At 37.1% G+C, this 15,862-nt stretch carries 19 protein-coding genes; 3 read left to right on the top strand and 16 right to left on the bottom strand.

Annotated features, from left to right (window positions below):
* The first annotated feature begins 63 nt into the window (after positions 1-63).
* Complete coding sequence (locus GHT08_RS02025; RefSeq protein ID WP_163579341.1) at positions 64-795, top strand: Crp/Fnr family transcriptional regulator; 732 nt, start codon at positions 64-66, stop codon at positions 793-795.
* Between the two features lie 19 nt (positions 796-814).
* On the opposite strand, the gene mobB is transcribed toward GHT08_RS02025, so the two are convergent.
* The 8 genes from mobB to GHT08_RS01985 form a co-directional block, all read right to left on the bottom strand.
* Positions 815-1,291 carry a molybdopterin-guanine dinucleotide biosynthesis protein B gene (gene mobB, locus GHT08_RS02020; RefSeq protein ID WP_163579339.1) on the bottom strand — a complete coding sequence of 159 codons (477 nt, stop codon included), beginning with the start codon at positions 1,289-1,291 and terminating at the stop codon, positions 815-817.
* A gap of 1 nt (position 1,292) precedes the next feature.
* The gene (gene moaD, locus GHT08_RS02015; protein ID WP_163579337.1) at positions 1,293-1,526 is read right to left on the bottom strand and encodes a molybdopterin converting factor subunit 1; all 234 of its coding nucleotides are present in this window, start codon (positions 1,524-1,526) and stop codon (positions 1,293-1,295) included.
* The gene (locus GHT08_RS02010) at positions 1,519-1,995 is read right to left on the bottom strand and encodes a molybdenum cofactor biosynthesis protein MoaE (RefSeq protein ID WP_163579335.1); all 477 of its coding nucleotides are present in this window, start codon (positions 1,993-1,995) and stop codon (positions 1,519-1,521) included. The genes moaD and GHT08_RS02010 overlap by 8 nt, the downstream gene beginning before the upstream one ends.
* Positions 1,996-1,997: 2 nt before the next feature.
* A complete protein-coding gene (locus tag GHT08_RS02005; RefSeq protein WP_163579333.1) occupies positions 1,998-3,239 on the bottom strand; it encodes a molybdopterin molybdotransferase MoeA in 1,242 nt (413 codons plus the stop codon).
* An 11-nt stretch (positions 3,240-3,250) separates the two neighbouring features.
* Positions 3,251-4,264 (bottom strand): ThiF family adenylyltransferase, encoded by a 1,014-nt coding sequence (locus GHT08_RS02000; RefSeq protein WP_163579331.1) that lies wholly within the window; start codon positions 4,262-4,264, stop codon positions 3,251-3,253.
* A gap of 17 nt (positions 4,265-4,281) precedes the next feature.
* Entirely contained in the window at positions 4,282-5,301 is a 1,020-nt protein-coding gene (gene moaA, locus GHT08_RS01995) for a GTP 3',8-cyclase MoaA (protein WP_420370951.1), read from the bottom strand.
* Positions 5,302-5,401: 100 nt separating this feature from the next.
* Positions 5,402-6,028: a helix-turn-helix transcriptional regulator gene (locus tag GHT08_RS01990; protein WP_163579327.1), complete on the bottom strand. Its 627-nt coding sequence runs from the start codon at positions 6,026-6,028 to the stop codon at positions 5,402-5,404.
* Positions 6,029-6,050: 22 nt separating this feature from the next.
* Positions 6,051-6,491 carry a DUF86 domain-containing protein gene (locus GHT08_RS01985; RefSeq protein ID WP_163579325.1) on the bottom strand — a complete coding sequence of 147 codons (441 nt, stop codon included), beginning with the start codon at positions 6,489-6,491 and terminating at the stop codon, positions 6,051-6,053.
* An 839-nt stretch (positions 6,492-7,330) separates the two neighbouring features.
* Between GHT08_RS01985 and GHT08_RS01980 the strand changes: the two genes are divergently transcribed.
* Positions 7,331-7,612: an SAV0927 family protein gene (locus tag GHT08_RS01980; RefSeq protein ID WP_163579324.1), complete on the top strand. Its 282-nt coding sequence runs from the start codon at positions 7,331-7,333 to the stop codon at positions 7,610-7,612.
* Positions 7,613-7,626: 14 nt separating this feature from the next.
* Here GHT08_RS01980 and GHT08_RS01975 read toward each other — a convergent pair whose 3' ends face one another.
* Entirely contained in the window at positions 7,627-7,902 is a 276-nt protein-coding gene (locus tag GHT08_RS01975; protein ID WP_163579322.1) for a YutD family protein, read from the bottom strand.
* A 117-nt stretch (positions 7,903-8,019) separates the two neighbouring features.
* Here GHT08_RS01975 and GHT08_RS01970 point away from each other — a divergent pair, with 117 nt between their 5' ends.
* Positions 8,020-8,982: a M23 family metallopeptidase gene (locus tag GHT08_RS01970; protein WP_163579320.1), complete on the top strand. Its 963-nt coding sequence runs from the start codon at positions 8,020-8,022 to the stop codon at positions 8,980-8,982.
* Positions 8,983-9,013: 31 nt separating this feature from the next.
* Here the strand turns inward: GHT08_RS01970 and GHT08_RS01965 are convergent, their stop codons facing one another.
* The 7 genes from GHT08_RS01965 to GHT08_RS01935 all read right to left on the bottom strand — a co-directional run bounded on the left by GHT08_RS01965 (position 9,014) and on the right by GHT08_RS01935 (position 15,498).
* Positions 9,014-9,115: a MetS family NSS transporter small subunit gene (locus GHT08_RS01965; RefSeq protein ID WP_163579318.1), complete on the bottom strand. Its 102-nt coding sequence runs from the start codon at positions 9,113-9,115 to the stop codon at positions 9,014-9,016.
* 26 nt (positions 9,116-9,141) lie between these two features.
* Positions 9,142-10,623 carry a sodium-dependent transporter gene (locus GHT08_RS01960; protein WP_163579316.1) on the bottom strand — a complete coding sequence of 494 codons (1,482 nt, stop codon included), beginning with the start codon at positions 10,621-10,623 and terminating at the stop codon, positions 9,142-9,144.
* A 217-nt stretch (positions 10,624-10,840) separates the two neighbouring features.
* A complete protein-coding gene (gene yunB, locus GHT08_RS01955) occupies positions 10,841-11,632 on the bottom strand; it encodes a sporulation protein YunB (RefSeq protein ID WP_163579314.1) in 792 nt (263 codons plus the stop codon).
* Between the two features lie 64 nt (positions 11,633-11,696).
* A complete protein-coding gene (locus GHT08_RS01950; RefSeq protein ID WP_163579312.1) occupies positions 11,697-12,791 on the bottom strand; it encodes an HD-GYP domain-containing protein in 1,095 nt (364 codons plus the stop codon).
* 112 nt (positions 12,792-12,903) lie between these two features.
* A complete protein-coding gene (locus tag GHT08_RS01945) occupies positions 12,904-13,212 on the bottom strand; it encodes a YunC family protein (RefSeq protein WP_163579310.1) in 309 nt (102 codons plus the stop codon).
* A gap of 51 nt (positions 13,213-13,263) precedes the next feature.
* Positions 13,264-14,652, bottom strand: a complete 1,389-nt coding sequence (locus GHT08_RS01940) for a bifunctional metallophosphatase/5'-nucleotidase (RefSeq protein ID WP_163579308.1) — start codon at positions 14,650-14,652, stop codon at positions 13,264-13,266.
* A gap of 15 nt (positions 14,653-14,667) precedes the next feature.
* Positions 14,668-15,498 carry a sulfite exporter TauE/SafE family protein gene (locus tag GHT08_RS01935; RefSeq protein WP_163579306.1) on the bottom strand — a complete coding sequence of 277 codons (831 nt, stop codon included), beginning with the start codon at positions 15,496-15,498 and terminating at the stop codon, positions 14,668-14,670.
* Positions 15,499-15,862: the final 364 nt, after the last annotated feature.

Here is a 15,862-nt window from a genome sequence, read left to right as displayed (position 1 = left end):
CAATAATAGTAAATAGCTTAACAAACGGATCTTACTATCACCTTAAAAATGGAGGATTTTACCATGCAACCTGCTGCACAACCATTAACGACAAGGCATCGACAACACCATGATCAAATCTCTCAAGAGTTACGTAAACTATTGGAATCAATCAGCCATACGAAAAAAATGAGAAAAGATACATTTTTGTTTCAAGAAGGTATGGACGCACATGAAATTTTCATTCTAAAATCAGGCTTAATTCAGGTTGAAAAGTTAACTGCAGATGGTAAAGAATTAACATTACGCCTGTGTAAAGCGAATGATATGGTTGGTGAATTAACACTATTTAGTGATGATGCTAAATATTTATTAAGTGCACGCGTGATCACTCCAGGTGAAGTACTAGTCATTAACCGAGAACAATTAGAAGAAGCCCTCATTGATAATGGTAAATTAACGTTTGAATTTATGCGTTGGGTAAGCAATCATATGCGCATATTTCAATCTAAGATTCGTGACCTGCTCCTTAACGGTAAGAAAGGGGCATTATACAGTACTTTAATTCGTTTAACCAACAGTTATGGTATCGAAACAAGTGAAGGCATTCTAATTGAAATGGCTTTAACCAATCAGCAACTTGCGAACTTCTGTGCTACGACGAGGGAAAGTGTTAACCGAATGCTCAGCGAACTAAGAAAACTCAATATCGTCGACGTGAAAAAAACCGGTCATATTGTCGTTAAAGATCTTCAATTTTTACGTGAGGAAATTGGTTGTGAAAACTGTCCAATCGAAGTTTGTAACATAGACTAAATGTTTACCTTCCTTTGTTTTAAAGGAAGGTTTTTATCTTTTCGAATTCAAAATCATGCCAGTTAGCTTCTACCTGATTAAAAATATACTCCTGATTTTCTTTGTACACATATTTCACATTTTCTACTGTTTCTATTATCGGATCCCTTTCTTTCTGCAACAGGACTACTTTTGGTAAAGGTAGATGCTTGTATCCTTCGATCATTACAACGTCGATATCAATCGCTTGATAGAATAACAGCAGTGTTTCGAGTGAAAGTTTCTTTTTATCAGCAGTAATTAAAAGCTGATTCTCCCCGATAACCGTAGTCAACTTGGCACCACGGTTAAAATGCTGATAACTGTCTGTCTCTTGTACTTGTTCTGGCTCTCCACCATGGCCATGATGCTTGATGGTAGCGACATGATAATCTTTTTTCTTCAAATATTCAATCCATTGTGAAATAAAGGTTGTCTTTCCGCTATTTTTATAACCGACCACTTGAACGACATACATCTTAACCACCGCTAACTGGAGGAATAATTGCCACAGTGTCACCAGATCGAATGATGTCATCCTCTAATGCATAGGCTTCATTAACGGCAACCATCGATGCTTCGATCTGACTCAAGTCGAATTGAGATCGCAATTGATGTTTGATTTCCTTGACGGTTATTTCTTTTATATCTAAAAGAACTTTATCTTTACCGACTTCTTCTTGTAACTGAGCAAATAATAATACTTCAACCATGGTCCTCATCCTTTACATTTGGTTTACCTGTCCGGTATCGAACGTTTTCCAATTGGTCCCCAATCCATGCTTCGCCATCTTCCCATTGTTCCTTCTTCCAAATCGGAACTATTTGTTTAATTCGCTCAATCGCATATTCGTTCGCTTGGTATGCTGGTTTACGGTGAGGGGAAGAAACAGCAATCACTACGGCAATTTCCGAGATATCAAGGGAACCAATCCGGTGTGTAATAGCCACTTTTGTGTCTGACCATTTTTGATTGATTTCTTTACCGATCTGAGCAAGCATCTTTTCCGCCATCGGTTTATATGCTTGATATTCAAGATATACTGTTTTTTTTTCACCGGTGATTTCACGAACTGTACCAATAAAGGTAGTGATCGCTCCAGCATTACGATCTTCTACTTTTTCGATTAGTGATTCAACAGAAATAGGGTCTTCTACAATTTCAAACATCTTGTTTCTCATGCTCATTCTCCTAACAAATGAATTGTTACTTGATCACCTTTTTTATATCCTTCTGTACTACCAGGTAATTGGATAAAACAGTTAGCCATTGCCAAGCTGTGCACCATATTAGATTTATCTTTACCTACAGGTTCTGCAACAAGTTGCCCATTTTTAACTTGGTAACGCCCTCTAACGAACCGATCAAATGGATTAGCTTTGGAAAAATCAACAGCTAATGTAGCTTGTTCCTGCTGCATCCCGATTGTTTCCTTCGCCAAAAAGTGACCGATAATGGGTCTTACAAATAGTTCGAATCCCACATAACATGCTGAAGGATTCCCTGATAATCCATATAATAATTTATCATCGACAGTAGCAACGGTTGTGACACTGCCAGGTCGCATCGCCACTTTATTGAATAATACTTCAGCGCCTATTTCATGATAAATCTCTGGAAGTAAATCATAATCACCTACAGATACTCCACCAGTTGTAATGACAAAATCAACTTCTTTCATGACTTGTGTAATCTTTTCCAAACTTTCCGATAAATTATCTGGTAATTGACCATAATACTTTGGTATTGCTCCAGCTCTTTCTAATTGTGCCATGATCATATATGCATTACTATTACGAATTTTCCCTTGTTCTAACGGCTGATCTACTTCTAATAGTTCACTTCCAGTAGCAATTACACCGATTATCGGTTTTTTTGCTACTGGCACCTGTGCATAACCAAATGTTGCCAATAACGCTACTATTCCAGGATTTATCACAGTGCCTTTGTTCACTAATACTGATCCTTTTCCAACATCTTCGCCTTGAAATGAAATGTTCTGATGATGCTGAAGGGGCTTCCTAATCGTTACATATGTTCTTCCATCTTCTTCAAAGACAGTAGTATCTTCTAACATGATGACAGCATCCGCTCCGTCTGGAATAGGTGCACCTGTCATAATTCGAACAGCTTGATTGTTTGCTACATGTTCATGATGGACACTGCCAGCACCGATATGACCGACAACCTCCAAGATTTTCGAGTTATGCTCCGTTACTTCAGTTGTATCTTCTGAACGAAGTGCATAGCCATCATATGGAGAGCGGTCAAATGGTGGCACATCATGATCCGCTTTTAAATCTTCCGCTAATATACGTTGATGTGCGTTTGTTAATGGGATATATTCTGTTTCACCTTTTTTATAATAGTCCGTAACTCTTTTAACAGCTTCTGAAACCGGGATTGGATTACGTTCATTTAACATAAGTCATGCTCCTAACCTACAATCTGATAATATAGCTTTTTAGCATCCTCTATCGAATTGGTACCATGGACAAAAGTACGGCCATCTTGGAAAAATACTAACCTTTTTTCATCAATATCGACAGAAACTAAAAAGGGATTTGCTTGGACTTCTCCATAACTGGCGAGCTTTGACTCGAGCATCTCGAGTGGATATTGTTTACCACGAATTTGCACCGTATCTCTACCACATAAAACCTCGGTCTTTGTTCTATCATGATAAGATAAATGAGGATAAGTCGGTGCCTGACCACAACTGGTGCAATTGGTGCGTTTCGCACGACTGACGTCAATCGTTTGGTAATGATTATTCCACAAATCAAAAATAATCAATTTACTATTTATTTTGTGCTTTGCTTCGATTAACAGCTTTAACGCCTCTGTCGTCTGATGTGTGACAACCATTTGTACTGCTGGTCCTATCACTCCGACTGCATCACAGGTTGCACCAAACATAGGAGTGACTTTTAATAAACAATCAAGACAAGGTGTTTGCCCTGGAATAATCGTAAATGTCATACCCGAACTGCCCACACATGCGCCAAAAATACATGGTTTTCTATATTTATGTGCAAGGTCATTGATTAAAAAACGTGTATCGAAATTATCCGTTGCATCGATCACAATGTTAGCCTGTTGTACATAAAAAGCGAGATTCTCCGCCGTAGCATCGATCACAACAGGACGTATATCGATCTCACTATTGATTTTTTTTAACTTTGAAGCTGCAGCGATTGCTTTTGGAGTTTGTTGATGCACATCATCTTCGGTAAATAAGTGTTGTCGCTGAAGGTTGGTCCATTCAACATAATCGCGATCAATGATAGTGATGTTGCCGACTCCCGACCGCGTTAGCATCTCCGCTGATGAGGACCCAAGAGCACCGCAGCCAATGATGAGAACATGTTTCGACAGCAAGTGTGCTTGTCCCTCGTGACCAATTCCTTGAAAAAGCGTTTGCCGATGATATCTGTTCCTATCTGACATCCTATACAACCCTCTCTTTAACCGCCAATATAAGACATTTCAATCTTCTTACGGTTTCTGGCAGATTCTTCTGTACGTTGATCTGAATAACGATCATCACGGTATTTCCAACGAGAAATAATTGTATCCCTTACTTCTTCATCTGTTGCTCCACCTCGTAAAATATCTTTCAGGTTCAAGCCCTCACCTGCAAATAAACATGTAAAAAAGTGTCCATCTGCTGCTATTCTTGCTCTTGTACAAGAAGAACAGAATGATTCCGATACAGATGTGATAAATCCTACTTCTGTATTTGTTCCTTTATAACGGTAACGCTTTGCTACCTCGCCAAAATAAGCAGGATCAACCGGTTCTAATTCAAACTGTTCTGAAATTTGATCATACATTTCTTTTTTGGTGACAACATGCTGAAAATCCCAGCCGTTTGTCTGTCCAACATCCATAAATTCAATAAACCGTAACGTTACACCAAGCTCTTTAAAAAACTTAGCCATCGGTATCACTTGATGATCATTCATCCCTTTTTTTACTACCATATTCACTTTTACACCTAACCCTGTTTCTTTAGCTTTGATTATGCTGTCGATCACAGGCTGTGTACGTACTTTACTGTCATTGATCTGCATAAATGTGTCATCATTGATTGCATCTAGACTAATATTCACACGTTTTAACCCGGCTTTTTTAAGGTCTTCTGCCATCTTCCCTAGCAATACAGCATTCGTTGTCAGACCGATATCTTGCAAGCCTTGCAAATGAGATAACCGCTCAATTAACGTAGTAATATCACGTCTTAATAGTGGCTCTCCACCCGTTAAGCGAATCTTTCGAACACCTAAGTTTAAAAAGATTTTTGTTAACCGCTCGATTTCTTCAAAGCTTAATAAGTGTTCTTTTGATAAAAAGGTGAAATCTTTTCCGAAAATCTCTCGAGGCATACAATAGCGACAACGAAAATTGCAACGATCTGTCACAGAGATCCGCAAATCTTGTAGCGCTCGACCAAATTTATCTGTTATGACTGACTGTTGCATGATGAATCGCCCCGTTTCTAAAGTATTTTATCTGTCTTTAGTAAAACATAATCGCTCAGAAATCCTTGTGAGAAACATCACAACTATCCTTAAAAGAAAAAGCTTATTTCTCCTCTATTAGAAAACTACAACACTGCTCTCCCATAGCGATACAACTATTCATGTTGACTTTTGCATTTGGTAATAACTCTCGAAAAACCGACTCTTCTGTTAGACATGCTGCCTTATAGTTACAAGCAACGGAATAAATCGGACAATGATACTGATCCAGTTGAAATCGTTGAGAATCAATTTGTTTTAGTGAAGACATATATCCTTCCTGTTTTTGAATGGTTAATAGTTGTTCCACTTTGTCCGACAGTTGTTGGTATGGCAACAATTGTTGTTTATAGGATTCCATACGATCTTCCGTCCAATCAGAGATTAATGATTCCACAAAATCTGTACCAAATTGATTTTCCAATTTATCCAACAAACTTACAGATAATTGCTCATAGTGTTGTGGGAAGTTCTGCTGCGCTTTTTCCGTTAAACGATATTGTAAAAACGGACGACCAATTTCTTGCTTAACCGTTTTTGCTTCTATTGTACCTTGTCGTTCCAACGTTTTCAGATGTCTTCTAAGCGCAATATCTGAAATAGAAAAATGGCTTAATAATTGGGGTACGGTCATTGCTTGCTCTTTTTTTAATAACTCAACAATCTTTTCCTTCACAGATCGTTTGGCCACCGTTACCCCTCCCTTTCTAACATTACTGATCATTTGTAAATGTATTTGCTACACCCATTTCCGTTGCCAAGTAGGTACGGATGTGTGTACTAAATTTCTTAAGTATGTCGATATTTTCATTTAATACAGCTAGTAATTGTTCGTGTTCGATTTGCTTATAGTCCTGTACAAGCGTTTTCCGCAATCCAATAATAACTTCATACCCGCTATTTTCTTTTTCTGGAATAACACTTTCATCGACCAAAATATGAATGATGTCCAGATAACTTCCCGGATCACGCATAATAAATCCGTCAATCATCATATTTCCGACGTCTAAGATACATTCTATTAATAGATGTGTTATTCGTTCTAATGCCAGATGTTCAATAGCTGATTCAAATTTATTTTCTTTCACTAACGTTAAGGTTTGATCAAAATAATCCAATGTTTCATTCATTTTTCTCATATCTACAAAATACACTACTAATCCCCCTACACTCAAAACAACGTCTACCTATATAATACCATATTATACAAGTTGTCGTTAGAGGTAATTTCCGATTGATTTGGTTGCATTAAGGTGAACGAATTTCAAAAAAAATGATTCAACTTTCCATAACGTTCATACACTACAGTAAAAATAGTCAAACTCAAAAGTACCTGCGAAGAAATGAAAATACTGTTTGTTCAAAACTAAATGCACAGTCACCTATACAGTAATTTTGTCATATATCGTGATCTTAACAAACCACTCCGGCTGCCCACTCCCCTTTCCGTGGGGTTTGCCCTTCAGCTAACTTTTTCGAGCCAAAACCGCTCGAAAAAGTGGATCTTCAGCTCAAACAGGTCCCACAGGAGTTGAAGTGGGCGGCCTTCGTTAAGATATGCTCTACAACAATAATCCAAAAAGCAACCAGTCGATTTATCCACCATATGCAGACTATGTGCGGCATTCACAGCCAATTAGCAATGTAACAAACAGAAATATTTAGTTCCATGATTTCATTTCTTTCTATAATCAGAGAGGTAAAATAGCGTAGGCAGAATACGGAGACTCCTGTGGGACAGCGAGAGCTGAAGATCCACTTTGCAAAGTGGTTTGCTTTGCAAAGTTAGCTGAAGCCGAGCCCACGGAAAGCGCAGTATTCTGCCGAAGCGAATGACAACACTTCTCAAAAAGCAGAATGAAACATCGCAAGTCCAGGACGTTACTTCGCAGTTTATGGAAATAGTTTGCTAAATAATTTCATTGGCAGCTGTTCTTTGAATATTTTACAGTAAAGGAAGAAATGGCTATAATCTGGAATAGGGAGTGATTAGATGAGGGATGGAAAGTTAGACTTTATCAAAAATGAAACAGAACAAAGTAAGACAAGGTTGGTTAGTTTTAAAGGCGATATGGAAAGATTTGATTTGGCAGTTATATCTTCTCCAGCATTCGGTGATGATTGTCTTGTCATCGACCTTAATACGAATAAATACTCACGCATTAATCGAGAGAGGATTAAAGAAAGCAATTTTGTGGAACACGCCTTTCAATTCAATGAACTGGAAGCAGAGGATTTCCGATTATTTATCCAACCATTATTGAACGAAAACTAACACATAATTATGTGTTAGTTTTCAATTTGTTTAACTATAAAAAATCGGCAACCAAAATTGCAATATTCGTATAAATAGTCCTCACAAGTGCTTATTTTAGTATCAAAAGATGCTTTAGGATTTTGATCATCATAAAATCCTTTGAGACGAAGTTGTTCATAACCCCAATCCCCTACAATAAAATCATATTTACTTAAAATGTCTGTATATCTTTCTTTAAACGCTTTTTCCTCAAATCCATTACGATAATCCTTGATTATCTCGTAACGATGACCTTGTACTTCAACCAATATATTTCACACCTTTTTTGCAATAAGAATTTAACAAAAGTTACTAGCATGAAATCAAAGTTTATAACCTAAACTAACGATATCCACTTGAAAAATTAACTAAGGAGGCTATATCCTTTGATTCAGCGTTACTTATTATTATCATTCACAAGTTTTTTTCTTCTTTCTACTATAGCACATGCAGAAGAAAATGTGGATATCGATCAAGAAAAAATCAGTTTATATAAGCAAATGGAAGCTGTCACCTTAATACCTTGGTATTATTTAGCAGCAATCAACCGTTATGAATCCAATATTCATGACGAGCAATCAGATGAAGAGGACAATGCTTTAATCAAGATAAAAGTACCTGAACAAAAATGGTACGGTTTTTCACCAACCCGTGAGCCTACCGAAGAAAGTCTACTCGAAATCTTTGGTGGTATCGGAAAAGATGGGGATGGAGACGGAATAGCTGATCACACCAATGACCATGATATTTTATATACAGTGGCCCATTACATTCAACAATTTGGACATGCAGACCAAGATATTCGGACGGCACTTTGGCATTATTATCATCGTGAATTAACGGTTCTGTCTATAATGAATTACGCTCGCTTGTTTAAAACATATCAAAAAATCAGTCTGGACGAAACTGCTTTTCCAATACCTAAAGGTTACAATTATACTTACCATAATACATGGGGTGATGCTAGAGGATTCGGTGGCAGAAGAATCCATGAAGGTACCGATATATTTGCTAGTTATGGAACACCAGTAAGAGCTACCACTTTTGGTGTTGTCGAGCTGAAAGGCTGGAATAAATTTGGCGGGTGGCGTGTTGGTATTCGTGATATATACAATAGATACCATTACTACGCACATTTAAATGGATTTGCTGATGGATTAGAAATAGGAGATATCGTAGAAGCAGGCCAAACTATCGGTTCTGTCGGCTCATCTGGTTATGGACCTCCAGGAACCTCTGGAAAATTCCCACCACATTTACATTATGGTATGTACAAGGATAACGGAAAAACAGAATGGTCATTTGATCCCTATCCACATTTAAAGCGATGGGAAAGAAAAAATCCGTAAAGGAAATTATCACTTTACGGATTTTTTTATATTAATTTTTGGATGCGATTATTGCTTTTATTACACTGGCGATTAAGCCACCCCAAATAATTACCATACCGATTACTGCCATTGTAATTGCACTACCAGACATAAAGGCAACCTCCTTTAACGTTCAATTTATGCTTCGTTATCTTTACTTGGCCATTTTTTAATCGTTAATAACGCACCAACGAACATCGCACCAATTGCTACTACCCAACCAAAACTGAATAAGAAATCAATTGGATAATCCTCATATGGACGAGATACTTCAGTTCTTAGGTTCTGTAGCATCATAGATCCTAATACGAATGGCGTAATAATCCCTAAACAAAGTCTCCACCATATACCAAGTTTAATGTCGGATACAGAATTTGCGTGGTTTTGTAGATCTTTGAGTGAGCGTGCAAACCATGCGATCGCTACAACTTCAAATAGACCCGCTAAAGCAACACCATAATTATTAATAAAGTAGTCTACCGTATCTAACAGGTTAAGTCCACCTTGGGTTGCATAGAAAAGCGAAACCAGTAAAGCAAGTCCTCCACCGAACAACACCGCTTTTCCTCGTGAAATGGAGAATTTCTCTTGTAAACCTGCGACATATGTTTCCGAAATCGAAATCATCGATGATAAACCTGCTAAGAACAAGGATGCAAAGAATAAGAATCCAAAGAATCCCGATGCAGGCATTTGACTAATGATTTCAGGGAATACCATAAAGGCTAATCCAACGCCACCTGCAACTACTTCAGATACTGCTGTATTCGATTGAACTGCCATAAACCCTAACGCAGCAAATACCCCAATACCAGCTAATAATTCAAAAGATGAATTCGCAAAACCTGTGATAAATGCATTGTTCGTAATATCGGATTTTTTTGGTAAATAAGATGAGTACGTAATCATAATGGCAAATGCGATCGATAAACTAAAGAAGATTTGACCATATGCTGCAACCCAAACCGATCCATCTGCAATACTACCCCAGTCAGGTTTAAAGAATGCATCTAAACCTTCCATTGCTCCAGGTAATGTAACCGCACGAATAACGATAATTAGAAATACGATAAATAATGTCGGAATAAAGATTCTATTTGCTAACTCAATACCTTTCTTCACGCCACGACCTAGGAAAAATAACACAACTACCCAGATAATTAGTAAAGGAATCATGACTGCAGGAACGATCGAACCAAATGTTCCAGCATCAGCAAGGTTCAAAAAGTCTCCAACAAAGAATCCAGTTGGATCATCTCCCCACTGTGTTCCTAAAGAGAAATATGCATACATAACCGACCAAGCAATAATAATTGGATAGTAAGTAGAAATAACAAATGAAATAAGGACTTGCCACCAGCCTATCCATTCCATCCCTTTACTAATTTTTGAAAAACTTCTTGGCGATGAGCTGCGATACTTATGTCCAATCGTATATTCCATAATAAGTAACGGAATACCTGCCGTTAATAAGGCAAACAAATACGGTACAAAAAAGGCACCTCCACCATTTTCAAATGCTGTGGCAGGAAAGCGCCAAATGTTTCCTAACCCTACAGCGGAACCAATTGCTGCAAGAAGGAAACCGAGACGCGTTCCCCACTGTGATCTGTTTTCCATTAACCTAACCCCTTCCCTTTTTTATAATTTATCAAGGTGCTAGTCGTCCATAAAACCTCCACTTTAGGTTTTGAGTCAATCAAAGCAGCTAAATGGAGAATGAGGTGAGCTAACACCCTGATAAGTTTTACTAAATCTATTTTAATAATAGTTTTAATCTTTGAAATTATATCGAACTTCTGAATATTCTGTCAAAGGAAAAACTAGGAAAATTCTATTATTCTATATCTGGATCTATTGGAATAGAAAGATCAGATGATCCATCTCCACCTTCATGATAATAATTGGGAACATCACCAGGATGAAATACCTTTGTTACCGGAATATCTTGAATCACCTTCGTTGGCTCTGAAGCAAAAGGGATCACTACCATCATTTCTACTTCTATATGCACATTGACGTGGATATATGCGCCATTTATACCAGTTTCAACAATTTCACTCGTTATTTCTGTCCCGACACTACCGATCACTTCCAAATTCACCGGCACTTTTGGCCCAAGGTTAGCTATAACAGGAATTCCTAATGCTTGACCTAACGGTACTTCTACTAATAGGCCTTTTTCCCTTACATCATCAAGTAATTCTTGTTCTGATGGCTCCAAATCCAATTCTACTTCAAGAGGCACGCCTGTTTCAGGTCGCTCTCCTTTCTCCAATAGCTTAAGGAAATTTTCTACACGATATTGAACATTTCTTTGTACACGATTTTCTACTACTGCATTAAAAATATAATTTTCTACTCTTCCTTCTTCATCCAATTGCACTTCTATTAAATCCCCAGCTTCTAAATCCTCTGAAATCTTTTTGCTAACCGCTATTCCCATTGCTTGATTCGCAATCGCATCAACACGAACTTTTGCGTAATTCAGCAGTACTGGTTTGATTCCCTCGTTAACGATTAGAATACTTGCAATCATCACGAGAACAAAAATAAAAAAAGCAATAAATACAATTTGATTAGCTGGAGGTGAACCTATTTTTCGTCTACTCCACTTTTTTGTTCGCATAATAAATCCCCCCAATCTATTCATATGATTGCGGGGATTTATTTAGATATAATTAAAGAAATTTTTATCTGCTTGTAATAAATTGATCCGTATTTACAATCAGGACATCCAATACCTTTGTTAAATCTAAGTCATACGGTTTTACTCTGGAGCCATTTTCTTTCAGCACTCGAACTACTGGACGATCAAACATTTGTGAATTTTGGCGGGCAACGACCCCTTCTCTGCCATCACTTAAATAAACGGTTAAGCCATTTGGATAAAGAGCAATGGTCTTCTTAAATGCTTCTACAAGGTGTATGTCGAATTGCGTCCCAGCACCACCATATAATATTTCTAATCCTTCATGTGGTAACATCGCATCCCTATAAGTTCGATTACTTGTCACCGCATCAAAAACATCCGCTACCCCTATAATTCTGGCAAATGGATGAATATCATCTTCTTTAATGCCTCGCGGATAACCTGTTCCATCTAAACGTTCATGATGCTGATAGGCACAGTGGGCAACCAATAGTGGAATATTATGAGCTTTTCGCAACAAATCAAAACCATATTCTGTATGTGCTTGAACAATCTTAAATTCCATATTTGTGAGCTTTCCAGGCTTATTTAAGACTTCCTCTGGTATAACGATCTTACCGATATCATGTAACACGGCACCTAATCCTAATTGTTCCATATCTTTATTTTTTAAGTTCAATTCCTGTGCTAATGCAAGTGTATACATACTCACATTTAGGGAATGCGTATAGACGTAATCATCAATAATTAATAAGTCTGATAAATAATGAATAACTTCCTCATTTTCACTTAACTCTTTTGCAATTTCTTTGACTAGTTGATCTAACTTAAAAGCAGCTTTATCTAATAAATAATTATTTTTCGTTAAATCTTCAAATTTTAGCGACCGGAATGTCTCTTTTATTTTTTGAATTGCTTCTACCCTTTGCTGATCAGGAATAGGAGGATGAACCATAATATCTTCCGTATCCTCATCACGAGTAAAAACATAGGTAATTCCTGAATTTTTCAGTCGATCTATCATCGAGTCAGTTAATTGCATATTTTTTTGCAGTAAAATCCGACCATGCGCATCATATATTGGTTTTGCTAATTCAATGCCTGGTCGAATAAGTTTGGTTGGAACTAATCTCATTTTCAAACACCCATTTGCCATTTTGGTAAAATTTTATCAGATAATGTCGATATAATCTACTATTTTTATTGCTACTTTGTAAATAAATTTCACTAACTAGGCAAATAGTCACTTATTTGTTGGATATTTTTAGTAATGCTTCTTCTATTGGCATTCCTTCTTTCCAACCATAATTTTGGGAATGATGAGTCACTTTATCCAGCTTAGCGTGCTGCAATTCTTCTATCGTCTTCACACCGATAGCTCTTCCTGCAACAATGGGACGGTCAGTCAAACGGTCATTTAATAAATCTACATCTAATGCTCCGCACATGACATATCCTACTTCATTCGTAATCACCAACAAATTGGTATATGGCAGCTTAACCGAAATAGCTGTAAACGGATGATCCTTAATAAATATTGGTTTCACTTCCATCATAAAAAACACACTCCTCTCCATATAAAATATGAAGGGAGTGTATAATTGTTCCTATGATGACCTTAAAGCATCTGCTAATAGATCTCTCATGAATTCAGGCAAATAAAACTTCTTTGTCGTAGACCTTGCAATTGCTGGGAACATCCTTCCAAAAGTAAACATATCTGCAGTCGCAAACGTATAAATTTTATCATGTTCAATCTCACGCCCATTAAGATGAACATGCTGAACATGTTCTATACCATCTTCATCTATCTCTGTATCAATATCAATGCCACTAAAGACAAATTTACCTAACACTTTGCCTCGGAAACCAAAACCCTTTAGTTCAAAATGCATTAATGCCTCGTCATATGCACCACGCACAACCTCCAATACTTCAATTCCTCTTAGTTTGACTGTACAAGGATTGATTGGATGAGGACAGATTCGATGTATATCTCCATAGGTAACATAGCCTTCTGCGATATTTTCTAACAGTATGCCTGCATTTAACATACTTATATCGGCATTCGTCCAGTCTTTTAGTTTAGCCGTTAACGATTCAATTATAGGTGTCTGTTCAAACCAATCTACAGTTAGACTCTTTTCTATATACGTCACTGGCTTATTTAAAAGTTCTTGAGCAGCATCATTCAGTTTTGCAAGTCTATGAACAGTATCTTGATCCTGACTAAGATATTTAGTTTCCACTGTGTAGGCCTGTTTATCCACTATTTTATTTAAATGGTGGTCCCAATCTATATGTACTTCTCCGACATATTTGCCATGTTTACCTGCTGCAGTTAGTAATACATTATTAACCACTTCCCCATTTTTTAAGATGTGATGGGTATGACCGCCAATAATAATATCAATCTCTGGATATCGTTCGGCAATTAATTGGTCTTCCGTGAACCCGAGGTGAGAAAGTAAGATCAGAATGTCTGCATCTTCTCTCAATTCCCTCATTTCACGTGCTAAATAATCGTAAGGCGATTCAACATGCCACCCTAGAGGATTATAGAAGGCATTAAATGGGGCGGTCAATCCGAACAATTTGATCGTTAAGTTCTCTTTCGTTTTTATCTTAATACTATTTTGTAACCACGCTGGTCTATCTTTATTTACAGGTATCAAATTACCACAAGTAACTTGAAAATTTGCCCGATCATACAAATGATACAAATGTTCATGCTCCAGGGTAATCCCTTCATTATTTCCAATCGTTGCAGCATCAAAGCCAGCTGCATTTAATAATTCAACATTAGCTTTCCCGTTGTACGCTTCTGCAATTGGATGGAACCGATCTACATGGTCCCCAATATCAATTCTCCAACTTTGCTCATCAGCCTGAGCATGCTGTTTTTTCTTTTTGTTAAAATAATCAACAATGTTTGGCCATTGGTCAAAGTGACTATGTAAATCATTACAATAATAAAAATGGATATGTTCGATCATGAAGACTAACCCTCCCTAAAACAAACCTTGCCAAATCAGACGTAATCCAATCAATAATACAACCGCTCTTAATAAATACTCCACAGCTTTACTAGAAAGTTGCTGATTAATTTTCGCACCTAAAATTCCTCCAAACCATGCACCTGGTACAAAAGCCCATACATAGATCCATTGTATATGACCTAACGCAATGTGTGTACCAGAACTTACAATACTAAGCGCTAAGATCATAAACATGGAGGTAGCCGTAGCGATATGCGGTGGGAAACGGAACAAAATAATCATGGCAGGAACCATTAAAGATCCCCCACCAATTCCGAAAAAACCAGATAACATCCCTACTGTAAAAGCAATTGCAACGGCAATAAACGGAGAAAAAGAGTAGCGGTATACGGCATCCCCAATTTTTACCTCACGAACAACCTTTTGTGAAGTGTCTAAATTCATGTCGTCCTTCACCTGGTTTGGTGCTTTCTTAAATAAGAACATGGTAAAGATTAATAACATAAATATACCTAAAAATAACGAAAACATATCGGTATCCACAAATTGATTCAACCATGCCCCTAACACACCACCAGGCAAACTACCTGCAATAAAATATAAGCCGCTTTTATAGTCTATTCGTTCACTCTTCGCATAAGCATAAGTGGATGACAAAGCAGTAAATATCATAATAATCAATGAAATACCGACAATTGTACTAGCATCCGCCCACTCAAATAAAGGGGTTGTAGAATGAAGAATTAGTAAAATAGGTACCAGAATTACTCCGCCGCCAAATCCTACAATACTTCCTAACATAGCTGACAATAACCCAATTAATAAACAAATAAAAATAACCAAATTTATCCCTACTATCACATTGTCTTAGTTGTTTTCTAAACGTTACTCTTTTTAATTATAAAGGTAATAAAGGAATTTATCCAATCGAGTATTTTGTATATTATATAGTGGTTCGCTTTTCTAATGATTTCTATAATGCATAAAAAGGAATTTATTACCTGTTAAACTTATGATACACTATTATGCGGATTCTAGTATTGGAATCAGAAATTATTTAGAAATGGGGTTAGTTCTTATGAAATATAGTATAGGCATTCATCTTCTTGTCTCTGCTAGTCTCCTGTTAATTCTTTTCTCACCGAATTACAAAATTGGGTAGAGTTCTCTTCTATTCGACAGTGGTTAATGGGATTTACCATTATTG

It is taken from the genome of Gracilibacillus saliphilus, from assembly GCF_010994085.1.
Classification (GTDB): domain Bacteria; phylum Bacillota; class Bacilli; order Bacillales; family Amphibacillaceae; genus Gracilibacillus; species Gracilibacillus lacisalsi.
Note: the sequence above shows the minus strand (reverse complement) of the source record. Positions and strands in the feature narration are given on the sequence as shown.